The organism is Dechloromonas sp. ZS-1 (assembly GCF_039649255.1).
GTDB lineage: Bacteria > Pseudomonadota > Gammaproteobacteria > Burkholderiales > Rhodocyclaceae > Azonexus.
The window spans coordinates 1-22875 of sequence record NZ_JBDIYD010000015.1; the positions used below are offsets into that span (position 1 = coordinate 1).

Sequence of the window (22875 nt, forward strand, 5' to 3'; positions counted from 1 at the left end):
ACTCACTCTCAAACAACTCTCCGCCCAACCCTCGCCTCTCCAAGCATCAACTCAACCTTTGTTCAGCGGATGACTCACGATCCTTCTGTTCTGCATCGCGTGTCGGCTTGGCACTCGATCCTTGCTTGCGTCCTAGAGCCAAGAACAGCACAACACGTCTGCCGCTGATCTCGGGCGCGGATTTATAATGCACCGATGCGAATGAATCACTCTGCCGGCCGAAATCACGCCGGCTCTGTACCTTTTTTGACCGCGGATGCGCGTCAGATTCGAAACTTGCAGCGCGACCTCGCGCGGGCTGTCGGGGAAAAAAAGGCCACGCTTCAGGCCAATCTGGCAGCGCTACTCGCCCGCTCGAGCGAACAGGCCGCCAAACGTCTGGGTGCGTTACCGAAGCCGACATTTGATGATGCCCTGCCAGTCAACGAGCGCCGCGATGAGATTGCGGCGCTGATTGCTGCGCATCAAGTCGTGATTGTCTGCGGCGAGACCGGATCCGGGAAAACCACGCAACTCCCCAAGATATGCCTCGAGCTGGGCATCGGTGCGCGGGGGCTGATCGGTCATACCCAACCTCGTCGCCTGGCGGCGCGCTCCGTGGCGACACGGCTCGCTCAGGAGCTGCAAACGCAGGTGGGGGCAGGTGTCGGGGTGAAAATCCGCTTCCACGACAAGTCGACCGTCGAGAGCTGGGTCAAACTGATGACGGACGGCATCCTCCTGGCCGAGTCGCAGTCCGATCCGTATCTGAATGCCTATGAGGCGATCATCATCGATGAGGCCCACGAGCGCAGCCTCAATATCGACTTTCTGCTGGGTTATCTCAAACAGTTGCTGCCGAAGCGTCCGGATCTGAAGGTGATCATTACCTCGGCGACGATCGATGCCGAGCGCTTCTCCGAACACTTCACGCTGAATGGCAAAAAGGCGCCGGTGATCGAGGTGTCCGGGCGCCTCTATCCGGTCGAGGTCCGTTATCGCCCGGTTGACGATCTCGACAAGCAGGACGATGAGCGCGACTTGTACGATGCCATTGTCGATGCCGCCGATGAACTGGCCCGCCTGGGGCCCGGCGATATTCTGGTTTTCCTGCCGGGTGAGCGCGAAATCCGCGAGGCGGCTGAAGCCTTGCGCAAACGGGCTTTGGCGCGCCCCGGCATGAGTGCGGCCCATGCCCCGGAAATCCTGCCGCTCTTTTCCCGTCTCTCTGCCGCCGAGCAGGATCGGATCTTCAAGCCCTCCGGCAATCAACGGCGCATCGTTCTGGCCACGAACGTTGCGGAAACCTCGCTGACTGTCCCCGGCATCCGCTATGTGATCGATACCGGCCTGGCTCGGATCAAGCGTTATTCCTATCGCAACAAGGTTGAACAGTTGCAGGTTGAACGCATTTCGCAGGCGGCCGCGCGGCAGCGTGCCGGCCGTTGCGGCCGGGTAGCCTCGGGCGTTTGCGTGCGCTTGTACGATGAGGCTGATTTCAACGCGCGTCCGCCCTTTACCGATCCGGAAATCCTGCGTGCCTCGCTGGCGGGCGTGATTTTGCGCATGAAGTCGCTGCGCCTGACCGATGTTGAAAGTTTTCCCTTCATCGAGCCGCCGCCCGCCAAGGCCATCAACGACGGCTACGCGCTCTTGCAGGAACTCGGCGCGCTGGATGACGACAAGCGCCTGACCCGGGTAGGGGATGCGCTCGCCAAGCTGCCGCTCGATCCGCGTATCGGACGGATGCTGGTCGCCGCGCGGGATCTGGGCTGCTTGAAAGAGGTGCTGATCATCGCTGCGGCCTTGTCGGTGCAGGACCCACGTGAGCGGCCGCAGGACCGTCAGCAGGCTGCCGACGAGAAGCACAAGCTGTGGGCGGATGAGAAATCGGAGTTCCTGACCTGGGTGAAACTCTGGGCGTGGTTCAAGCAGGCGGTCGACCATAAAAAATCGAACAAATCGCTGGTCGATGTCGTGCATGGCCACTTCCTCTCTTACCTGCGTTTGCGCGAGTGGCGGGAGGTACATGGGCAGCTGCATGCCATGGTCACCGAACTGGGCTGGAAGGAAAACGAGCTGCCCGGGACCTACGATGCCATTCATATGGCCTTGTTGTCCGGTCTGCTTGGCAATATCGGCTGTAAATCCGATGAGTCTGGCTATTACCTCGGCGCGCGGGGCATTCGCTACCTGATTCATCCCTCATCGCCGTTGCAGAAAAAGGGGGGGAAATGGATCATGGCCGCCGAGGTGACCGAAACGACCCGCCTGTTCGGCCGCTGTGTTGCAAAGATCGAGGCAGACTGGATCGAGAAGGTGGGCGCGCATCTGATCAAGCGTCAGTATTTCGACCCGCACTGGGAAAAGAAGGCGATGCAGGTCGCGGCCTGGGAGCGGACGACGCTGTATGGGGTGGTGATCAATCCCAAGCGGCGCATTCACTATGGCCCGCTGGCGCCCGCCGAATCACGCGAGATCTTCATCCGCCAGGGTCTGGTCGGGGAGGAGATCGACGAAGCCTTTGCCAAGCGCTGGCCGTTCTTTCAGCACAATCAAAAGCAGATCCGGGATATCGAGAAGATCGAGCACAAGCAGCGCCGCCAGGATGTGCTGGTTGATGACGAACTGATCTTCGCGTTTTACGACCACCTGATTCCCGCCGAGATTCACAACGGGGCGAGTTTCGACCACTGGCGTAAATCGGCCGAACAAGACAATCCAAAACTGCTCTACCTCGCCAAAGACGACCTGATGCGCCATTCAGCCGCCGGCGTGACGACCGAGGCGTTTCCGCACCACATCAAGGTGGGCGGCATAGAGTACGCGCTGACCTATCATTTTGAGCCGGGCTCGCCGCGTGACGGGGTTACGCTCACCTTGCCGCTGGCCCAGTTGAACCAGATTCCCGCTGCGCGCATGGAGTGGCTGGTGCCCGGCCTGATCAAGGAAAAGCTGGTGCAACTGATCAAGACCCTGCCCCAGCGGATTCGCGCCAAGCTGGTGCCGGTACCGGAATTCGTCGATGAATTCCTGTCGACCGTCGCCAGCAATGAAAAGAAGCTCGCGCAGGGTCTGATTCAGCCGCTGATCGACTACATTCTCGAAGCGCGTGGCCTGAATGCCCGCGGCTGGGCTGTGACGCCGGACGCCTTCCGTCCGGATGCGCTGCCCGCGCATTTCTCGATGAACTACAAGTTGATCGACGAGCATGGTCGCCAGCTGGATATGAACCGCAGCCTGGTCGCGCTGCGTGCGGAATGGGGCAAGGAGGCGAAACAGGAGTTTGCCGAGCTGCATGAAACGCCCTCTGAATACACCCGCCTCACCGACTGGACCTTCGGCGAACTGCCGGAACTGATGGAAGTCCCGGTTGGCGGCCAGACCATCATCGGCTATCCCGGGCTCCATGATGACGGCGAGACGGTCAGCCTGAAGGTCTTCGATTCTGCGGAGGAGGCTGCAGCCGTCCATCGCCAGGGCCTGTTGCGTCTCTTCATGCTGCAATTCAAGGAGCTGGTGAAGTATTTCGACAAGAATGTGCCGGGGCTGACCCAGATGGGCATGCAGTACATGGCGCTGGGCACAACCGACGAACTGAAGCGCCAGATTGTCGATCTGACTTTCGAGCGGGCCTGCCTGACCGAGCCGCTGCCGGCCACGGCCGAAGCGTTCAAGGGGCGTTGCGCGGAAGCGAAGGCGCGCCTTGGCCTGATCATCCAGGAGATCAGCCGCCTGGTCGGGACGGTGCTGACCGAGTGGCAGGCTGTCAGCAAGAAGTTGCCGGCTTACAAGGCCTATCCCGCGGTGATTCAGGATATCGAGGGGCAGCTCAAGCGGCTGATGGGCAAGCAGTTTGTGCTCGATACGCCTTTTGAGCGTTTGCAGCATTACCCGCGTTACCTCAAGGCCATCGGGGTCCGGCTTGATAAGCTGAAGGCCAATCCGGCGCGCGATACCCAGTCGATGGCGGAGTACAGCAAGCTGTGGACCAATTATGAGCGCCGGGCGATCCAGTTGGCCAAGCTGCAGGCGGCCGATCCGCAGATCGAGCAGTTCCGCTGGCTGCTGGAAGAACTGCGCGTCGGCTTGTTCGCACAGGAACTCCGGACGCCGGTGCCGGTCTCCGTGAAACGTCTGGAAAAACAGTGGGAGGGCATCAAGCATGGCTGAGGTGATGCAGGCCTTGTGGCGAACGCTGGCCAGCTTGCGCGAGGGCAAAGTCTGGCTCTATGTGCTGACGCCGGCCTTGTGCTCCCTCATTGCTTCTCTGGCGCTGGCGGTATGGGGCTTGGGCGTGCTGGTCGATGAAATGCTGACCTACCCGCCGATGACCCTGCTGATTGGCTGGGGCCTGGTCTGGCTGGCGCACCTCCTGGCCTATCTGGGCGGCTGGATGGCCATTTTTGCAGCGGCCTATCTGGTGGGTTCGCTGCTCGCGGCGATCGTGGTCATGCCCTTGATGCTGCGCCATCTCTCCGCAACGCGGTATCCGGACGTAGCCCTCATGGGGCGGGACAGTTTTACGTCGGCGACGGTCAACAGCCTGGGTGCTGCCATTTTGTTCGTGCTGGCCTGGGTGCTGACCTTGCCCTTATGGCTGATCCCTGGCTTCTCGCTGCTGATTCCCATGCTCTTGATGGCATGGCTGAACCGTCGTACCTTCGCCTACGATGCCTTGTCCATGCATGCGACGGATGCGGAATGGCTGGCCTTGCGACGCCAACATGCGGGGCCGTTTTTCATGCTCGGGCTGACCATGGCCCTGCTGGCCCATGTCCCGATCCTGGGCTTGCTGGTGCCTGCTTTGGCCGCCCTGGCCTTCGTTCATTACGCCCTGGCCGCGCTACAGGCAAGCCGCCGGGGCGCGTTGGTTACTCAGGAAGGAGGCATGCGATGACGCGTACTTTCGGCGCCATCATCATTGGCGATGAGATTCTTTCCGGCAAGCGCCAGGACAAGCATTTTGCGAAGATTGCCGAGTTGCTTGGCGCACGCGGCTTGCGCCTGAGTTGGGTCGAATACCTCGGCGATGACCGTCAGCGTCTGGCCGCGACTTTCAAGCGCACGATGGCTGCAGGCGATGTCGTTTTTTCCTGTGGCGGGATCGGCAATACGCCGGATGACCATACGCGGCAGGCCGTTGCGGCGGCCTTGGGCGTCGGCCTGCAGTTGCATCCCGAAGGCTTTGAGGAACTCAAGGTCCGCTTTGCCAACGAGGAGATCACCGCTGAGCGTAAGCTCCTGGTGACCTTCCCGGAAGACGTCGAGATCGTGCCTAATCCCTTCAACCGGATTCCCGGCTTCAGGGTGAATGAGCATTACTTTGTGCCGGGTTTTCCGCAAATGGCCCACCCGATGATCGAATGGGCACTCGATACCTTTTACAAGGATCTCTGCCAGCCCGTTGCGGCTCGTGTGGAAAAGGCCTTTTTGCTGACGGGCCCGAATGCCTACGAAAGTGCTTTGCTCGATCTGATGGAGAAGATCGTGGCCGCCTATCCCGACTTGCGCTTGTTTTCCCTGCCTTCTTTAGTCGGCAAGGAGCGCAAGCATCTCGAACTTGGCGTGGAAGGAACGCCTGAGCGGGTGGAGCAGGCGATGGCAGAAATTCGCAGTGAGATCGAGCGCCGCGGGATTACCTGGGTGTGGCGCCCTTGAGCGGGGCCTGACGGTCGACGTAAAAAAACCCGCGATTTCAAGCGCGGGTTTTTTATTGGGCTGTGTCGCCGGATTACTTGGCGGCAGCCTTCTTGGCGGCAGCCGAGGTGGCGCTCTTGGCCGGTGCGGCAACCTTGCCTGCGACTTGCAGGTTGGCTTCAGCGATGTCAGCCAGTTGCTTGGCCATGGAGCTCATGTTGCCGAAAGCCTGGTTGGAGGCGTTCAGCATGGACTGCATGGTGGCGGCGAAGACATCACCACCGACCGGTGCGGAGGCCTTGGCCTTTTGCACGGCGGATTCGGCATTCTTGGTGAAGCTGCTGTACTGCGCTTCCATGACAGAAGTGACTTCCTTCTGCATGTCGGACACCAGGTCATACACGTTGCGCGAGTATTCCATCAGCTTGTCGACGTTCGGCTTCGACAGGTCGGCATTCAGCTTGGCGACAGCACCGGCGTCCTTGGCGGACATCAGTTGCTGGGTGTTGGCGACGGACGCGTTGAAAAACTCGCGGGAAGCTGCCATGTTCAGGGCGGTCAGGCGCTCGATACCGTTGAAGGCAGTGCGCACCAGGGCCATCATGACTTCGGCGTTGGCTTTTTGTGCCTGCGCCAGTTGTTCGATATTTGCGTTGCTCATCTTCTTCTCCTGTCAGTGAAACTGGGTGTGGATGAAACAAAAACCCCCGCCGGAGCGGGGGTTGGAATGCATCGATTACTTCTTCTTGGCAGCAGCGGCAGTGGCGCCGACAGCCTTGACGGTGGCGTTGGTCGCGGCAGCCACGTTGGCTTCAGCGATTTCGGCGACTTGCTTGGCAGCCTTGTTCATGTTGTCGAAGGCGGAGTTGGCGGCAGCGATGGCGCTCTTGACGGCAGCGACGGCAACGTCGGAGCCAGCCGGGGCAGACTTGGCAGCCTTGTCGAGCAGGCCGGCAACGCTCTTCTGGAATTCGCCAAACTGGGACTCGACCATCTTGGCCAGTTCTTCCTGGGTCTGGGCGGTGATTTCGTAGACAGAACGGGAGTAGGCAACGGCCTTCTCAACGTTCGGCTGGGCCAGGGAAGCCTGGATGGACAGGGCTTCCTGTGCGTCCTTGGCACCCATCAGGGCCTTGGCGCCGGAAACGGAATCTTCCATCACGGAACGGGCGGTGTTCAGGTTCAGGGCAGCGATGCGCTCAGCAGAGGCCAGGGCGGTGTTAGCCAGGGACAGCAGGGAATCGACGGTAGCCTTGTTGGCGGCAGCGAATTGCTCCGGGGTGGTGAACATGGTGTTTCTCCTCAAATAATAAAGGTCATGCAAGACAGTACTTAAACCGTTGCAGCGCTTTTTGAAGCAATGTTGCACTGCACCATGTCTGTATTATTCGCGAAAAGAATCCCGCTGTCAACCTGATTTTGTGCAGTGCACAAAAAAACAATTTATACTTTTAAATCAAAGAATAAACGCGCTTTGTATTCTTTTGGTATGGCGTGTTTGTTGCACCCTCTGCACAATCAGGGTGCGCGGTCGCTGAGTTCCAGCGAGGTCGAACCACGTAAATCCAGTCGCTCCCCTTTGGTGGGGGCGATCGGGGCTTCACTGCCCTTGTTTTTGGGTTGCAGGATGGCGCGCACTCGCGGCGGGCCGGCCTTGGGATTGCGCTGCTCACCAGCAGTGGCGAGGTATTTTTCGTTGACCGAGTCGTACCAGATGTAGTCGCCCTTCACTTCATCGCCACCGCTTTTTACCCAGGCGCGGTGAAAAAGTTCGGCGATTTCCGTATTGGTGTCGTACTCGATACGCTCGGCCTCACCCTCGATGTATTCCTCTTTGCCTTCGCGCTTCTGGCGAAAGCGTGCCAGGCCGTCCTTGCCGGCGAAGGCGACGCCTTTTTGAAAACCATAGGCATCTTCCGTGATCACGACGCGGTCGGCCTTCAGGACCATGGTGCCTTTGGTGATCAGGACATCGCCTTCCAGAATCTGCAGTTTCTTGGCGTCGTCGATAGAGACGCGATTGGCCTCGAGTTGCATGGGCTTGTCGCGATCAGCGCGTTCGGCGTGAGCGGATGCGGCAGCAAGAAGGGCAATCGCCAGGCAGAGAGAGCGGAGCATCATGGCGTGGGTCGGATGTAGAGGCCGGTCACCTGCGAGCGCAGCACCAGGGTGGCGGCATTGTTGTCGAGTTCGGCGCCCGTGCCGCGCACCCAGGATTTGCCCTGGGTGATTTCAACGGGGCTGTTGGTGAAGGCAAAGCCGAGATCGGGCTGGATAACGAGATCGGGCATGCGCGCGGTCAGGGCGGCACGATCCGGGGTGGCGGCACGATGCGCGACCACGTTGTCCCACAGGAAGACGGTTTCGGCTTGTGCAGTGACTTTGGCGTGGTCGCCGGAAAGCGTCATCGGCGGGGCATCAGGCCGGTAGGCAACGAGGACCGGCGATTTGAGCAGCGCGGTGTCGTCATCCGGGAAGTGCATCATGTGCGGCCCGGTCAGTCGATATTTGATGGTGCCCGTTTCATCAAAACGGCGCATCTCGAAGTTTTCGGCGATCGAATCGGGATCGTGGCGTTGTTTGCCGTCGCGTCTGGGGTCTTCCATCTGGACGGCTTGTTGCAGCCAGAAACTCAGGGCAGCCACACAGCTGACCAGGACAAGCGGGAAGAGTTGGCTGGACCCGAGTTTCATGCGGTGGCGAGGTAGGGCGCGAAGGCGGCGGTCAACTTGTCCTGCGCGGCCAAAATGAATTCACAGGCTTCGCGGACAGCCCCCGCGCCGCCACCCGCCTGGGTGTGCAGGTGGATGAATTGGCGGACGACCGGGCGTGCGTTGGCGGGGGCGATGGCCAGGCCGCAGCGACGCAGGGCCGGGATATCGATCAGGTCGTCGCCCATGAAGGCGCATTCAGCCCATTCAAGTCCCAGTTGGCTACGTAGCTGATCCATGGTCGCCCCTTTGTCGCGTACGCCTTGAAAGACGTGTTCGATCTCCAGATCGCGCGCGCGGTTGGCCACGACGCCGGAGGTGCGGCCCGTCACGATGGCGATCTCGAAGCCGGCGCGCTGCATCAGCTTGATGCCGAGCCCGTCCTGGACGTTGAAGGTTTTCAATTCACCGCCCTCGTCGGTGTAGTGCAAGCCGCCATCGGTCATGACGCCGTCGATATCGAAGGCAATCAGGCGAATCCGGGCGGCGCGGGTGGTGGCATCCATCAGATGACTTTCGCGGTGAACAGATCGTGCATGTTGAGTGCGCCCAGCAGGCGCGTATCGGCGTCAGTGACGAGCAGGGCGTTGATGCGCAGCCGCTCCATCATCTCGACGGCTTCCACGGCCAGACGCTCGGCGCCGATGGTGCGCGGGGTCGGGTGCATCACGCTGGCGATGCTGCCTTGTTGCAGGTCCAGCCGTTTTTCAAAGGCGCGGCGCAGGTCACCGTCCGTGAAAATCCCCGCGATTTTGCCGTCGACCGTCGTGATGACAACCAAGCCGAGGCCGCCGCGCGACATGGCAATGATGGCATCGGTGATGGCCGTGTCGCCGGCCACGCAGGGCACCTTGTCGGCCGGGCGCATGACGTCGCGCACATGGGTCAGCAGACGCCGGCCCAGCGAGCCGCCCGGGTGCGAGCGGGCAAAGTCTTCCGGGCCAAAGCCACGGGCGTCCAGCAGGGCCACGGCCAGGGCATCGCCCAGCGCCAGTGCCGCCGTGGTGCTGGCCGTCGGGGCCAGATTGTGCGGGCAGGCCTCCTGCTCAACCCCCGCATCAAGATGAATGTCTGCTTCTTTGGCCAGCGTCGAGCCGGGCACGCCGGTCATGGCGATGACTTTCGCACCCTGGCGCTTGATGGCGGGCAGGATGCTGACGATTTCCGCCGATTCACCGGAGTTTGAGAGGGCAAGCAGGACATCGTCGCGCGTGATCATGCCAAGATCGCCGTGGCTGGCTTCAGCCGGATGGACAAAATAGGCCGGCGTGCCGGTACTGGCCATGGTGGCGGCAATCTTGCGTCCGATGTGGCCGGATTTTCCCATGCCGCTGACGATCAACCGGCCTTTGCTCTCGAGAATGAGGGCAACGGCAGCAGCAAATTGGTCGTCGATGCGTCCTTGCAGCGCCTCGACGGCGGCCGCTTCGATGCGCAAGGTCTGGCGACCCAGCTCCTGTGCGCGTTCCGGCGAAAAACGGGTGGGCGAAATGCTTGGGTTCATGGGCGAGCAGCGGTTATGATGGCCGAAGTATACCTGATTCAAGAAAAGCCCCCTTGAGCGCACTGTCTCTCGTCCTGCTCCTCCTTGGCGCTTCGGTGTTCGCGGTGGTCCTCTTCCGCCGCTTGAACCTGCCTCCTGTCCTGGCCTATCTGTTGGTCGGCAGTGTCATTGGGCCGCATGCACTGAACCTGATGCACGACGTGCATCGGGCCGAACATCTCGCCGAATTCGGCGTGGTTTTCCTGATGTTCTCGATCGGCCTCGAGTTTTCCTTGCCCAAGCTTTATGCGATGAAGCGCATCGTGTTCGGACTGGGCCTGCTGCAGGTCGGGCTGACCATGCTGCTGACGCTGGGCGGGGTCATGCTGCTGGGGGTCAGTTGGCAGCTCGGTATTGCGCTGGGCGGGGTCTTTGCCATGTCGTCCACGGCGGTGCTGACCAAATTGCTGGCCGAACGCTTGCAGCTGGATTCGGCCCACGGGCGCGAAATCATGGGGGTGCTGCTCTTTCAGGATCTCGCCGTCGTGCCCTTGCTGGTCTTGATTCCGTCCTTGACCCAGCCGCCGGAGAAACTCGCCATGTTGCTCGGCGTGGCCATCATCAAGGCCACGCTGGTGCTGGCGCTGATTCTGGTCTTCGGCCAGCGTCTGATGCGCAAATGGTTCCATTTTGTGGCCCGGGCCAAGTCGGCAGAGGTGTTCGTGCTCAACGTGCTTCTGATCACGCTGAGCCTGGCAGCTTTGACCGAGATTGCCGGCCTCTCGTTGGCCTTGGGGGCCTTTGTCGCCGGGATGCTGATTTCGGAAACGGAATACAAGCTACAAGTGGAAGAAGACATCAAGCCCTTCCGGGATGTCCTGATGGGCCTCTTCTTCGTCACGATCGGCGTGAAGCTCGATCTCCATATTCTGGTTGGCTTGTGGTGGCAGGTTCTGCTCTCCCTGCTGGTGTTGCTGCTGGTCAAGGCGGCGGTGGTGGGGATGCTGTCGTGGCGTCTGGGCAGTACCCCCGGCAATGCCATCCGCTCTGCGCTCTGGCTCTGTGCCGGCGGTGAGTTCGGTTTCGTGCTCTTGGGCGAAATTGCGCATCTGCCCAAGACCATCGAGCAAATCGCCCTGACCGTGTTGGTCCTCTCCATGTTGCTCGCGCCCTTCATCGTTCAGTACAGCGAAAAAGTCGTGATGCGTTTCGTGGCCAGCGAATGGTTGTTACGCTCGATGCAACTGACCAGCATCGCGGCGCAATCGATGGGGACCGACAAGCATGCCATCCTGTGCGGCTTTGGGCGGAATGGTCAGTATCTGGCCCGTTTTCTGGCGCAGGAAGGTGTGAACTACATTGCATTGGACCTCGATCCCGACCGGGTGCGTGAAGCTGCGGCAGGCGGTGAGTCCGTGGTCTTTGGTGATGCCGGACGCAAGGAAGCCTTGGTTGCGGCGGGTTTGATGCGGGCCAGCGTGATCGTGGTGACCATGTCCGATACGGCACTGGCAGAAAAAATCCTGCACCATGTTCAGGAGACACGGCCTGATTTGCCGGTGGTGGTACGTACCAGCGATGAGCGGGATATGGCGCGCCTTTCCAATGCGGGCGCGGCCGAAGTCGTTCCGGAAACCTTGGAAGCCAGCCTGATGCTCGCCTCGCACGCGCTGGTTCTGGTTGGGGTGCCGATCAACCGGGTGTTGAAACAGATTCGCCAGATACGATCCCAGCGCTACCGTTTCTTGCGTGGTTTTTATCGTGGCCTTTCCGATCGTGAAGAGGATGATGCCATCCAGCCCCGTCTGCATTCCGTCTGGCTGAATGAGGGCGCGGCGGCGATCGGGATGCATCTGGCCGATCTGGCGCTGGACAGCCTGGGGTGCGAAGTCAGCGCTATTCGCCGGCGCGGCATCCGGGCCTTGGAGCCGGATCCGGAGACCTGCCTGGAGGTCGGCGATGTGGTCGTCCTGCTGGGACCGCCGGAGGCGGTGGCGGCAGCCGAGTTTCGTTTGCTGAAACGTGAGCGGCCGCCGAAGCCGCTGGCTCAGAACGCGTAGCAGACGGTATAGCTGGACTGATCCAGCGGGTTTTCGACCGGGTCGGCTGCGGTCGACGTCGTGCCGCTGGCGTTTTCCATGACCTGAACCGAGCCCGTTCTGCTGTCGCCGTCATCCATCATGGTGTCAATTTGCTTTGCATAGCGGCCGCTGATCCCTTGGGAGCATGCAATGAAGGTGCCGGCGAGCGTTTTGATCGGTGAGGATGCGCCTCCCGTGATCCCCATCGGCCCGCCTTCGGCGTTGCGGGGGAGATAGTCCGCGTTGCCGGGGGTACTGCTGCCGCTGCTTAATCCCGCCAGGCGAACGTGCTGCCAGAACAGATAGCTTTCATCCGTCTGCGTGCTGGAGTTCCAGGCACCGTTGAGCGTGCCATTGCCCAGGGTGCCCGTCGGTGTGCTGGCTTTTGTGCCGTTTTGCAGGTGTGTGTCGGCCTTGGGGTCATCACCGGGCAGGCTGCGGAAACGATCCTGGTAGGTGTAGATCATGGTCGGCAGCGTGCGCAATTCGGTCGCCAGGCTTTTTACCCGGGCGCTGTGAATGAGCTCCTGTCCTTTGAGTGCGCCACCGAGCAAGAGGCCGATGACGACCAGGACCACGGCGATTTCAACCAGCGTAAAGCCTCGTTGGTGTGAGGGCATGAGATGTCTCCTGATAGGGTGAAGGAAATATGGTTATGCAATTTGCATGCCGCGTTGTGCGTGCCTTACGGCCTTGCGCTGTCTTGCTCGTCTGTTCGTATTGCCGGCTTTTCGACACTGTTTGACGGTTGACCGTCGCTCATGGGAGTTTGCCGACGCTGAGCAAGCGGGATTTGAGCAAGGCGGGACCGAACCAGAAGAGCCGGTCATCAAAGCCCGGACTTTCTGCATCGCTGACGAATTCAAGGTCGTTGTCCTGGTTTTCCTGTTCGTCGCTGCTCCGCGCACTCGCCAGGGCGCCGCGGCTGACGATGACTGCCGCGATATCGATGGCAATGCGCTGGCCGCCATGCACGTTGAGATTGCGGATATTGGCCAGGCCGGCATTGTTGGGCGCGACGCCCGTCTCGAGATCAAAGCCGGCAAGCACACCAGGCCCCGGTGTGCGGGTAAAGGCGCTCGCGGCAAAATAGAGGTAGCGGTTTCCCTCACATGCAGCGTGCCATCGTGATCTAAGGCGCGGTAGCGAAACCACATGGCGGTCCAATCACGCGCTCAACCTCTTCGAGCGTGGTATGCCCAGCTGCTGCGCACTGCAGGGCGCGTTGTTCGAGGGTGACCATGCCCGATTTGGCGGCATGTTGCCGGATGGCACTCAGGCCCGCCTTTTGGCTGATCAAGGCGGAGAGCTGAGGGTCCATGGCGAGGATTTCCAGGATGGCTCTGCGTCCGCGGTAGCCTTGTTGCGCGCATTGCGAGCATTGTCCGGCGGAGTAGACGGCTTGCGGGGGCTGGATGCCTGCGGTGATGAAGCGTGCTTGCTCTGCAGGAGTGGGCGTTCGGGGTTTGGTGCAGTGGCTGCACAATTGCCGGAGCAGGCGTTGCGCCAGAATGCCGTTCAAGCTGTTGGCGAGAATTTCCCCGGAGACGCCCAGATCGTACAGGCGGGGCAGGGCGGCGGTCGTTGCGCCGGCGTGCAGAGTACTTAATACCAGATGGCCGGTCAGTGCTGCGCGGAATGCCATTTGGGCCGTTTCACTGTCGCGGATTTCGCCAATCATCAGGATGTCGGGGTCTTGGCGCAGCAATGCCCGAATCCCTGAGGCGAAATCCAGCTTGGCGGATTCGCCGAGGGCAGTTTGACGGATACCGGGCAGGGTGTGCTCGACCGGATCCTCCAGGGTCATGATACTGACCGAAGGATCCTTGAGATGGGCCAGCGCCGCATACAAGGTGCTGCTTTTCCCGCTGCCCGTTGGGCCCGTGACCAAAAGCATGCCTTCCGGGCGTTGCAGGAGGCGTTTTAATTCACTCAGTTCGCCAGCGCTCAGGCCCAGGGTATCGAGCGCGGGATGCTGCCGGTGTTTGTCAATGATGCGCAGGACAATCGATTCTCCATGCAGGGTGGGCATGCAGGCGATGCGAAACTCGGCATCGAGGCCCGCTTGGCGCATGGCGCATTGTCCATCCTGGGCCAGCCGGGTTTCCGCAATATTGAGACCGCCCAGCACTTTCAGGCGGATGGACATGGCTGGCCAGAGCGAAGCATGCAGAAGGTGCATCGGGCGCAATAGGCCATCGATGCGGTAGCGAATGCGCAGGCAATTGGCGTCCGGCTCGAAGTGTACGTCCGACGCCCCTTGGTAGAGGGCCTCCCTGAGCAGGTGGTCGATCATCCGGACTGCAACGGTATCGTGTGGCACGGCCGGAGGGGCTTCCGTGCTGTGTAGTAATTGCTGGATCGCATCGTCCTGGCCGTAGTGATGCTCAAGCGCATGGTCCAGCGCCTGCTCGCTGGCCAAGCTGGTTTCAATGGAGACCTCGTCCCCGAGGGTGGCCTTGATTGAGGCCAGTGCGGTGAGGTCGTGAGGGTTGCTGACGGCAATTTCCAAGTGGCGGCGGATACGGTCGAATGCCAATGGAAGGATGCGGTGGCGGCGCGCCAGTTCCTTGGGGAGCGCATCAAGTGCTTCTTGAGAAATCGGCCTTTTCCAGAGGTCGACCGCCGGACGCGCAAGTGTTTTTGACAGGGTTTCGAGCAGGGCTCTCTCGCCGATGAAACCCATATCCGTGAGAATCCTGCCCAGGCGGCGCGGATTGCTGCGCTGGTCATGGAGTGCGACCCGGAGCTGATCCGTGGTCAGGTGGCCTGCTTCGATCAGGCATTCTCCGAGCGGCTTGAGATGAGGGCGATCAATCATGGTCGAGTTCGTTCAGTCGTTGCTGGAGCGTTTGAGAGGAAAAAAAGGCGGGACGGGATTGGCGGTGTTGCTGGGCCAGTCGATAGTGGTGGCGGGCGAGTTGGCTTTGATGCAGTCGATCGAGGCTGACTGCCAGGTTGTAGCGATAGTCGGGGTTGTTGCTGTCGCCACGAAGCGCCTGTGTGTAGGCGAGGTGCGCTTCGTGCCATCGACCTTGCTCGGCCAGCTGGTTGCCCAGCGCAAAGTGCAAGGGGCTGGCGCCAGGGCGATGGGCAAGATAGGTTCTGAGTTGTGTCTCGGCTTGTTCGGAGGGGAAGTGTTCCAGCAGCAACCAGCGATCATTGCCTCGTGCACTGAGTGGGGGAATTCTGATGCTCAGCACATTGAGTCGGTGGTAGAGGTCCTCCCTGAATTGGCCCGCCAGAATCATCGCGCGAAGATCCCGATTGGTGGCGGCGATTATCCGGGCCTTGGTGTACCGAGGGGTGGTGTCTCCCAGGCGGTGGTATTCCCCGTTTTCGAGCACACGCAACAGCTTGACCTGAAGTGCCAGCGGTAGATCGCCCACTTCGTCCAGAAAGAGGGTGCCGTTTGCTGCTTGCGTGAAATACCCGTCATGGTCTTGGTGTGCGCCCGTGAAAGCGCCTTTTTTATGGCCGAAGAGCGTGCTTTCCAGCAATTCCGGACTCAGGCTCGCGCAGTTGATGGCAAGCCAGGGGGCATCCTGGCGTATCGACTGGGCATGCAGATAGTCACGCGCTGCAATTTCCTTGCCGCAGCCTGATTCGCCAAGCAGCAGAATCGGCAGGGAGAGACTGGCGTAGCGCGCGAGGGTGTCACGCAGCCGCGTCATGCAGGGGTGCTGGCCGATCAGTGAGTGATTCATGCGTGATGACAAATGAATTTTTTGCCGATTCTACTCCTAGTTTTTCTGCGGTGCGACATGCATTTCTGCTAACATTCGCAAAATTTTTCGAAAGCGTTTTACCTTGGCTGATACCCCCCTCGTCGATATCGAGGATCTTCATTTCAACTATGATGGCCGGCCCGTGCTGCAGGGAATCAATATGAAGATTCCGCGTGGCAAGGTGGTGGCCATCATGGGTGGTTCCGGTTGTGGCAAGACCACGTTGCTGCGTTGTATCGGTGGGCAGTTGCGCCCGACCGGCGGACGCGTGCGCTTGGGCGACGCCCAGGTCTCAGCCATGAGCCAAGCGGAGTTGTATGCCTTGCGTCGGCAGATGGGGATGCTGTTTCAGTTCGGCGCCTTGTTTACCGACATGAATGTTTTCGAAAACGTGGCTTTCCCTATGCGTGAGCACACCGATTTGCCGGAAGAGTTGATCCGGGATCTGGTCTTGCTGAAGCTGGAGGCGGTGGGATTGCGCGGCGCTCATACCCTGATGCCGGGGGAGTTGTCCGGTGGCATGGCGCGCCGTGTTGCGCTGGCACGTGCTTTGGCCTTGGATCCGATGCTGGTGATGTACGACGAGCCTTTTACCGGGCTTGATCCGATCGCACTGGGCGTGATTGGTCAATTGATCCGGAAGTTGAATGATGCCCTTGGGGCAACCTCGATCATGGTGACGCACGATGTGCAGGAGTCCTTGCAGATCGTCGATTACATTTATTTCATGAATGGGGGGCGTGTCGTGGCTGAGGGGACGCCGGATGAAATTCGGGCGTCGGATGATCCGCTGGTGCACCAGTTTGTCCATGCGAGAGCCGATGGTCCTGTGCATTTTGACTATCCTGCCGCAACCATGCGTGAAGAGTTCTTGTCGCAGGTGAAGCGTGCTTAATCCGATTGAACTGATTCGTCGTCTCGGGCACGCGACGGTCGACCGCGTCTGGCGACTGGGTTTCGCAACGCGGTTTTTCTTTGCCCTGCTGCGTCATTCGGGCATGTCTTTCGCCCGCCTGCCACTGACGCTGCGAGAAATCTATTTCAGCGGTGTGCTGTCGCTGTTGATCATTCTCGTTTCCGGCCTCTTCGTCGGGCTTGTCCTGGGCTTGCAGGGCTACGAAACTTTGCAGCGCTACGGTTCAACCGAGGCGCTGGGCATTCTTGTGGCGCTTTCCCTGACCCGGGAGTTGGGGCCTGTCGTGGCAGCTTTGTTGTTTGCTTCGCGTGCCGGCTCTTCGGTCACGGCTGAAATCGGCTTGATGAAGGCGACCGAGCAGTTGAAGGCGATGGACATGATGGCAGTGAATCCGATTGCCCGTGTCGTGGCCCCACGGTTTTGGGGTGGCGTCATTTCGATGCCGCTGCTGGCTGCGATGTTCTCTGCGATGGGTGTGATCGGTGGCTGGTTGATTGGCGTCGTCTTCATTGGTGTCGATGACGGCGCTTTCTGGTCGCAGATGCAGGCCGGTGTCGATTTTCGCTATGACATCTGGAATGGTGTTATCAAGAGTTTTGTCTTTGGTGTCGCGGTATCGCTGATCGCTGTGTTCGAGGGGTATGACTCCGTGCCGACTGCCGAAGGCGTGTCGCGGGCCATTACGCGTACTGTGGTGACGTCCGCAATGGCCATCTTGGCGCTGGATTTTGTCCTGACCTCGTTTATGTTCCGGGGAACTTCATGAATCGTACTGTCCTCGACCTTTGGGTTGGTTTTTTTGTGGCCATTGGTGTGGCTGCACTGTTGTTTTTGGCACTCAAAGTGGGAAATTTGTCATCAGGTCGAATTTCAGATACCTACGTCCTGCAGGCCAAATTTGATAACATCGGCGGTCTGAAAGTGCGTGGGCCGGTCAAGAGCGCGGGTGTGCTCGTTGGTCGGGTGACCGATATCCGTTTTGATCCGGCCAGCTATGAGGCGGTGGTGACGATGGATATCGATGGCCGCTATCGCTTCCCCAAGGATACCTTCGCATCGATTTTTACTGCGGGCCTGCTGGGTGAGCAGTACATCGGCTTTGATGTCGGTGGCGATGAAAAGATGTTGCAGCCAGGCGAGACGATTGCGAAAACGCAGTCTGCGGTGGTGCTGGAAAAATTGATCAGCCAGTTCATGTTCAACAAGGCAGCAGACGGAACGGATAAAAAATGATGACGGAGAAGCAGGGTAAATTGCGCCAGTTGTGGCGGGGTGTTTTGTTGGCAGGCCTGGTGTTCTCCGGCGTGTCTGTCGCACAGGCTGAGGCCAATCCGCGTGATCCGTATGAGGGATTCAACCGCGGCATGTTTGCTGTGCATGAAACCCTGGATAGTTATGCTTTCAAGCCGGTGGCTCAAGCGTATGACAAGGTTGCCCCCCTCCCGGTCAAAGCAGGCGTGGGAAACTTCTTCGGTAATGTCGGCGATCTCTGGATTGGCGCAAACAGCGCCATGCAAGGCAAGTTTGGCGATGCTGGGAACGATTTTGCCCGTTTGCTGATCAATTCGACGGTTGGTATCTTCGGGCTGTTTGATGTGGCCAGCGAACTTGGCCTGGACAAGCATGAAGAGGACTTCGGGCAAACCATGGCTGTCTGGGGCGTCCGTGATGGTGGTTACCTGTTCTGGCCGGTCATCGGGCCGCGCACGGTGCGTGACACGGTTGGTTTTGGCGTGGACGCTTACGCAGATCCCGTTTGGCATGTGCACAATCAGGTGGCGACCCGTAACAGCCTGGTTGCCCTGCGCGCCGTGGATGTGCGTGCCAGCTTGTTGCCGGCTGATAAAGTGGTGGAGGAGGCCGCGCTGGATAAGTACTCCTACATCCGTGACGCGTACCTGCAGCGTCGGAATAACCAGATTTACGATGGCCGTCCGCCGCGTAACGATGATTGAATAGTGGTGTTGAATTGATGAAAAAACTGTTTGCTTTCTTTGGTGCCTGTTTGGCTTCGCTTACCGTCATGGCGCAGGATGCGCCGGATGCGCTGGTGCAACAGGTTACGGAAGAAGTGCTGGAGGTCGTCCGCAAGGATAAGGACATCCAGAACGGCAATACGCAAAAGGTCATTGAACTCGTCGAGCGCAAAGTCCTGCCGCATTTCAATTTTTCCCGCATGACCGCGCTGGCCGTGGGTAAGGACTGGCGTAAGGCCTCGCCGCAACAGCAGCAACAGCTGACGCACGAGTTTAAAACCTTGCTGGTGCGTACGTACTCCAATGCCTTGACCGGGTATCGCAATCAGAAAATCGTGTACAAGCCGTTCAAGATGAACGCGGGCGATACCGAGGTATTGGTGCGGACGGAGGTCCTGCAGCCGGGGTCTAAGCCGGTTCAGCTGGATTACAGCCTGGAAAAGCAGGACAGTGGCTGGAAGGTGTTTGATGTGGTGGTGGCCGGGATCAGCCTGGTGACCAACTATCGTGACCAGTTTGGTCAAGAGGTCCGTGCGGGCGGTATTGATGGCCTGATTTCGGCAATTGCGACCAAGAACAAGTCTCTGGAATCTGCGCAAGGCAAGAAATGATCGAGCGCTGTAATGGGGGGCTGCGTGTGACGGTCCCCATGACCATGGCAAATGCCCGCGGCCTGCTGGATGCAGGCCGTTCTGCTTTGCAGGCCGGGGAGCAGGTGGTGGATCTGTCTGCTGTCGCTGAAGTGGATTCCTCAGCAATCGCCACGATGCTGGGCTGGTTGCGTGAGGCAGATCGCGTACGGTCGACGCTGAAATTTAAGGCAATTCCGCCCGCTGTCCTCTCCCTGGCCGAGGTGTACGGCGTCAGCGAACTCCTGCCGCGCGCTTGAGTGTTTCGATGACGGCGGCAGTATCCATTCGCGATGTGGTGAAACATTTCGGTGCGCTCAAGGCGCTGGCCGGGGTGTCGCTTGAAATTGAACCGGGTGACTTCTTCGGCTTGTTGGGGCCGAATGGCGCCGGGAAAACCACCTTGATTTCCGCGTTGGCGGGGTTGGTTCGTCCTGATGCGGGGGCGATCAGCGTGATGGGCCACGACGTGATTCGGGATTTTCGGGAGGCGCGGCGTCGCCTCGGGGTTGTCCCGCAAGAACTGGTGTTTGATCCCTTCTTTAATGTCCGCGAAACCTTGCGTATCCAGTCCGGCTATTTCGGGATTCGCAAGAATGATGACTGGATTGACGAAATTCTGGCCAATCTCGATCTGACGCAGAAGGCTGACGTGAACATGCGCCGCTTGTCCGGTGGCATGAAACGTCGCGTACTGGTGGCACAGGCACTGGTTCACAAACCGCCGGTCATCGTGCTGGATGAGCCGACGGCCGGGGTTGATGTGGAGTTGCGCCAGGGCTTGTGGCAGTTCATCCGTCGTCTGAATGGCGAAGGTCATACCATCATTCTGACCACGCACTACCTGGAGGAAGCCGAGGCCTTGTGCAACCGGATCGCCTTGATGAAACAAGGGCGTTTGGTGGCGCTGGATACCACGGCCAATCTGATGGCGGCTCACCCCGGTGCGTCATTGGAGGATGTTTTCGTGCGGACCTTGCAATCGTGATTGGTTTCCTGACCCTGCTCGAAAAGGAGTTCCTGCGTTTCTGGAAGGTGGCTTTCCAGACAGTGGCGGCTCCGGTCCTGACGGCGCTGCTCTATCTCCTGATTTTTGGCCATGTACTGGATGAGCACGTCCAGGTGCACGGTGTCCGTTACACCAGTTTTCTGGTGCCGGGGTTGGTCATGATGCAGGTGTTGCAGAATGCCTTTGCGAACTCGTCCTCAAGCCTGATTCAGGCCAAAATCACGGGCTCCATCGTGTTCGTGCTTTTGCCGCCGATTTCGTATGGGGCGTTCTTTACGGCCTATGTCTTGGCCGCCATCCTGCGCGGCCTGATGGTGGGTGTCGGCGTTTTGCTGGCAACGATCTGGTTTGTTGAGTTGCGGCTTGCTGCGCCAGTCTGGATTCTCGTTTTCTCCATGCTGGGGGGCGCCTTGTTTGCTGCTCTGGGCATGATTGCCGGCATCTGGTCCGAGAAGTTCGATCAGCTCGCGGCCTTTCAGAATTTCCTGATCATGCCCCTGACGATGCTCTCGGGCGTCTTCTACTCGATTTACACTTTGCCTACGTTCTGGCAAGGGGTGTCGCATTACAATCCCGTTTTTTACATGATTGACGGCTTCCGTTATGGCTTTTTTGGCGTTTCCGATGTGGCGCCGGAGTACAGCCTGATGGTGGTCGTTGCCTGCTTCGCAGCAGTGGCCTGGCTGACCCTGAGCCTCCTGAAGCGTGGCTGGAAGCTTAGAGCCTGACCGATGCATCCTGAAGAAATCAAACGTCTCATCCTGGCCGGGATGAACTGTGACCACCTTGAACTCGACGGCGATGGCCAGCACTTTCTGGCCGTGGTGGTGAGTGCCGAATTCGTCGGCAAAAATCGCGTTCAGCGTCAGCAGCGCGTCTATCAGACCCTGCAGGACAAATTGGCAACGGGCGAGTTGCATGCCCTGTCGTTCAAGACATTGACCCCGGAAGAATGGAGCGCCCAGCGTGGATAAATTGTTGATTCAGGGCGGGAACGTCCTTTCCGGTGAGGTGGCGATCTCGGGTGCCAAAAATGCTGCGCTGCCCATCTTGTGTGCCTCGCTGCTCACCGCCGAACCGCTGCACCTGACCAATGTGCCGCATCTGAACGACATTGCGACCATGCTGCGCCTGCTGGGCGAGATGGGCGTCGGCGTGACGATGGATGGTGTCGATGGCCTCGTTCTGAATGGCGGGGGGCTGAATAACCCCGTTGCCTCCTACGAGATGGTCAAGACCATGCGCGCCTCCATTTTGGTCCTGGGGCCCTTGCTGGCGCGTTGCGGCGAGGCCCGGGTATCGCTGCCCGGCGGCTGTGCCATTGGCGCCCGTCCGGTGGATCAGCACATCAAAGGTCTGCAGGCCATGGGAGCCGAGATCAAGGTCGAGCAGGGCTATGTCCATGCCAAGGCCGCACGCCTCAAAGGGGCGCGCATCTGTACCGACATGGTGACGGTGACCGGCACTGAAAACCTGATGATGGCGGCCTGTCTGGCGGAAGGTGAGACCATCATCGAAAACGCCGCCCGGGAACCGGAAGTGGTGGATCTGGCCAACTGTCTCGTCAGCATGGGGGCCCGTATTTCCGGTGCCGGGACGGATGTCATCCGTATTCAGGGTGTCGAGAAACTGCATGCCGCCACGCATGCCATCATGCCGGATCGTATCGAGACAGGGACCTATCTGTGTGCTGCGGCCGCAACCGGCGGGGATGTCCGGTTGCTCAAGACTTCGGCTGCCTATCTGGATTCGGTGGTCGACAAGCTGATGGATGCCGGCTGTGAGATCACGGTTGAGCGGGACGCGATTCGACTGATCGCGCCGAAGCGTCTGAAGGCGGTCAGTTTGCGTACGGCACCGTATCCCGCGTTTCCGACCGACATGCAGGCGCAGTTCATGGCCATCAACTGCGTGGCCGAGGGTGTTGCGACCATTCGCGAGACCATCTTTGAAAACCGCTTCATGCACGTCAATGAATTGATGCGCCTGGGGGCCAATATCCAGATCGAAGGCAATAATGCTATCGTGCGCGGGGTTGACCGTCTGGAAGGGGCCAATGTGATGGCGACCGATCTGCGTGCCTCTGCCTCGCTGGTGATTGCCGCCCTGGTGGCACAAGGCGAAACCCTGATCGACCGGATCTACCATCTGGATCGGGGCTACGAGCGGATTGAAGAAAAGCTGGCGCGTCTCGGCGCTTCCGTGAAGCGCGTCAATTAAGCCTCTGCTGGCCTGGACGCCTCGCAACCCCGTCCTTGTGACGGGGTTTGTCCTTTCTGGGGGTGTTGTTTTTATGCCAAACAAAGATGTGTCTTATAGTTGACTATAAAAATTTGGCAAAAACACTTTGCAGAATCGTGAATCGGCCCCATACTGCGGCTTGCGGGATTTCCAGGCGGTGTTCAGTGCCTGCGCCATTTGGTCTGTCAGCTCCTCGGTCTTGATTCTCGTGTGTTCCGGGTCGTCTTTCGGCGGCTCATGTAAGGTTTGTTTTTAAAGGATGCTTCAAATGGCAACTGGTACCGTCAAGTGGTTCAACGACGCCAAGGGTTTTGGTTTCATCACGCCGGAAGGCGGCGGTGAGGATCTCTTCGCTCACTTCTCTGCAATCGCCGGCAATGGCTTCAAGAGCCTGGCCGAAAACCAGAAGGTCAGCTTCGACATCGTCACTGGCCCGAAGGGCAAGCAAGCTGCCAACATCGTCAAGATCGACTAATTCGATT

General features: G+C 59.6%; 24 protein-coding genes and 1 pseudogene. 15 read left to right on the top strand and 10 right to left on the bottom strand.

The annotated features are described in order from the left end of the window. Positions 1-195: 195 nt before the first annotated feature. From hrpA to AACO21_RS14390, 3 genes are read left to right on the top strand one after another with little or no spacing between them, the layout of a single operon-like run. The gene (gene hrpA, locus AACO21_RS14380; RefSeq protein WP_346193218.1) at positions 196-4152 is read left to right on the top strand and encodes an ATP-dependent RNA helicase HrpA; all 3957 of its coding nucleotides are present in this window, start codon (positions 196-198) and stop codon (positions 4150-4152) included. Next, a complete protein-coding gene (locus AACO21_RS14385; protein ID WP_346193219.1) occupies positions 4145-4879 on the top strand; it encodes an EI24 domain-containing protein in 735 nt (244 codons plus the stop codon). Before hrpA ends, AACO21_RS14385 begins: the two co-directional genes overlap by 8 nt. Next, entirely contained in the window at positions 4876-5640 is a 765-nt protein-coding gene (locus AACO21_RS14390; protein WP_346193220.1) for a molybdopterin-binding protein, read from the top strand. The genes AACO21_RS14385 and AACO21_RS14390 overlap by 4 nt, the downstream gene beginning before the upstream one ends. Positions 5641-5713: 73 nt before the next feature. On the opposite strand, the gene AACO21_RS14395 is transcribed toward AACO21_RS14390, so the two are convergent. From AACO21_RS14395 to AACO21_RS14420, 6 genes are all read right to left on the bottom strand, one after another. After that, on the bottom strand, positions 5714-6280 hold the full coding sequence (locus tag AACO21_RS14395) for a phasin family protein (RefSeq protein ID WP_346193221.1): 567 nt from the start codon (positions 6278-6280) through the stop codon (positions 5714-5716). Between the two features lie 75 nt (positions 6281-6355). Then, the gene (locus tag AACO21_RS14400) at positions 6356-6910 is read right to left on the bottom strand and encodes a phasin family protein (protein ID WP_346193222.1); all 555 of its coding nucleotides are present in this window, start codon (positions 6908-6910) and stop codon (positions 6356-6358) included. A gap of 227 nt (positions 6911-7137) precedes the next feature. Further along, entirely contained in the window at positions 7138-7740 is a 603-nt protein-coding gene (lptA, locus tag AACO21_RS14405) for a lipopolysaccharide transport periplasmic protein LptA (protein ID WP_346193223.1), read from the bottom strand. Next, the gene (gene lptC, locus AACO21_RS14410) at positions 7737-8312 is read right to left on the bottom strand and encodes an LPS export ABC transporter periplasmic protein LptC (protein WP_346193224.1); all 576 of its coding nucleotides are present in this window, start codon (positions 8310-8312) and stop codon (positions 7737-7739) included. The genes lptA and lptC overlap by 4 nt, the downstream gene beginning before the upstream one ends. Continuing rightward, entirely contained in the window at positions 8309-8836 is a 528-nt protein-coding gene (locus AACO21_RS14415) for an HAD-IIIA family hydrolase (protein WP_346193225.1), read from the bottom strand. The genes lptC and AACO21_RS14415 overlap by 4 nt, the downstream gene beginning before the upstream one ends. Beyond that, positions 8836-9834, bottom strand: a complete 999-nt coding sequence (locus AACO21_RS14420) for a KpsF/GutQ family sugar-phosphate isomerase (protein ID WP_346193226.1) — start codon at positions 9832-9834, stop codon at positions 8836-8838. The genes AACO21_RS14415 and AACO21_RS14420 overlap by 1 nt, the downstream gene beginning before the upstream one ends. Positions 9835-9887: 53 nt before the next feature. Here AACO21_RS14420 and AACO21_RS14425 point away from each other — a divergent pair, with 53 nt between their 5' ends. Next, entirely contained in the window at positions 9888-11873 is a 1986-nt protein-coding gene (locus tag AACO21_RS14425; protein WP_346193227.1) for a monovalent cation:proton antiporter-2 (CPA2) family protein, read from the top strand. Here the strand turns inward: AACO21_RS14425 and AACO21_RS14430 are convergent. The 4 genes from AACO21_RS14430 to AACO21_RS14445 all read right to left on the bottom strand — a co-directional run bounded on the left by AACO21_RS14430 (position 11861) and on the right by AACO21_RS14445 (position 15601). Further along, entirely contained in the window at positions 11861-12514 is a 654-nt protein-coding gene (locus AACO21_RS14430; protein ID WP_346193228.1) for a prepilin-type N-terminal cleavage/methylation domain-containing protein, read from the bottom strand. The two genes, AACO21_RS14425 and AACO21_RS14430, sit on opposite strands and share 13 nt — an antisense overlap. A gap of 139 nt (positions 12515-12653) precedes the next feature. Further along, positions 12654-12944, bottom strand: a complete 291-nt coding sequence (locus tag AACO21_RS14435; RefSeq protein WP_346193229.1) for a hypothetical protein — start codon at positions 12942-12944, stop codon at positions 12654-12656. An 82-nt stretch (positions 12945-13026) separates the two neighbouring features. Then, positions 13027-14715: a GspE/PulE family protein gene (locus AACO21_RS14440; RefSeq protein WP_346193230.1), complete on the bottom strand. Its 1689-nt coding sequence runs from the start codon at positions 14713-14715 to the stop codon at positions 13027-13029. Then, the gene (locus tag AACO21_RS14445) at positions 14708-15601 is read right to left on the bottom strand and encodes a sigma 54-interacting transcriptional regulator (RefSeq protein ID WP_346193231.1); all 894 of its coding nucleotides are present in this window, start codon (positions 15599-15601) and stop codon (positions 14708-14710) included. The genes AACO21_RS14440 and AACO21_RS14445 overlap by 8 nt, the downstream gene beginning before the upstream one ends. Before the next feature lie 103 nt (positions 15602-15704). Here AACO21_RS14445 and AACO21_RS14450 point away from each other — a divergent pair, with 103 nt between their 5' ends. From AACO21_RS14450 to AACO21_RS14500, 11 genes and pseudogenes are all read left to right on the top strand, one after another. Then, positions 15705-16517: an ABC transporter ATP-binding protein gene (locus AACO21_RS14450; protein ID WP_346193232.1), complete on the top strand. Its 813-nt coding sequence runs from the start codon at positions 15705-15707 to the stop codon at positions 16515-16517. Continuing rightward, positions 16510-17304, top strand: coding sequence for a lipid asymmetry maintenance ABC transporter permease subunit MlaE (mlaE, locus tag AACO21_RS14455; RefSeq protein WP_346193233.1), 795 nt, complete (start codon positions 16510-16512; stop codon positions 17302-17304). The genes AACO21_RS14450 and mlaE overlap by 8 nt, the downstream gene beginning before the upstream one ends. Continuing rightward, the gene (gene mlaD, locus AACO21_RS14460) at positions 17301-17771 is read left to right on the top strand and encodes an outer membrane lipid asymmetry maintenance protein MlaD (RefSeq protein ID WP_346193234.1); all 471 of its coding nucleotides are present in this window, start codon (positions 17301-17303) and stop codon (positions 17769-17771) included. The genes mlaE and mlaD overlap by 4 nt, the downstream gene beginning before the upstream one ends. Then, positions 17768-18493, top strand: a complete 726-nt coding sequence (locus AACO21_RS14465; protein ID WP_346193235.1) for a VacJ family lipoprotein — start codon at positions 17768-17770, stop codon at positions 18491-18493. Before mlaD ends, AACO21_RS14465 begins: the two co-directional genes overlap by 4 nt. A gap of 17 nt (positions 18494-18510) precedes the next feature. Beyond that, positions 18511-19125 (top strand): ABC transporter substrate-binding protein, encoded by a 615-nt coding sequence (locus AACO21_RS14470; RefSeq protein WP_346193236.1) that lies wholly within the window; start codon positions 18511-18513, stop codon positions 19123-19125. Beyond that, a complete protein-coding gene (locus AACO21_RS14475; protein ID WP_346193237.1) occupies positions 19122-19403 on the top strand; it encodes an STAS domain-containing protein in 282 nt (93 codons plus the stop codon). Before AACO21_RS14470 ends, AACO21_RS14475 begins: the two co-directional genes overlap by 4 nt. Positions 19404-19411: 8 nt before the next feature. Further along, a pseudogene (locus AACO21_RS14480) lies at positions 19412-20074 on the top strand (ABC transporter ATP-binding protein); the annotation flags it as partial. 53 nt (positions 20075-20127) lie between these two features. Then, positions 20128-20880 (top strand): ABC transporter permease, encoded by a 753-nt coding sequence (locus AACO21_RS14485; protein WP_346193238.1) that lies wholly within the window; start codon positions 20128-20130, stop codon positions 20878-20880. Positions 20881-20883: 3 nt separating this feature from the next. After that, positions 20884-21126, top strand: coding sequence for a BolA family protein (locus AACO21_RS14490; RefSeq protein WP_346193239.1), 243 nt, complete (start codon positions 20884-20886; stop codon positions 21124-21126). Further along, a complete protein-coding gene (murA, locus tag AACO21_RS14495; protein WP_346193240.1) occupies positions 21119-22372 on the top strand; it encodes a UDP-N-acetylglucosamine 1-carboxyvinyltransferase in 1254 nt (417 codons plus the stop codon). Before AACO21_RS14490 ends, murA begins: the two co-directional genes overlap by 8 nt. Positions 22373-22661: 289 nt before the next feature. After that, the gene (locus AACO21_RS14500; protein WP_346193241.1) at positions 22662-22868 is read left to right on the top strand and encodes a cold-shock protein; all 207 of its coding nucleotides are present in this window, start codon (positions 22662-22664) and stop codon (positions 22866-22868) included. Positions 22869-22875 lie beyond the last annotated feature (7 nt).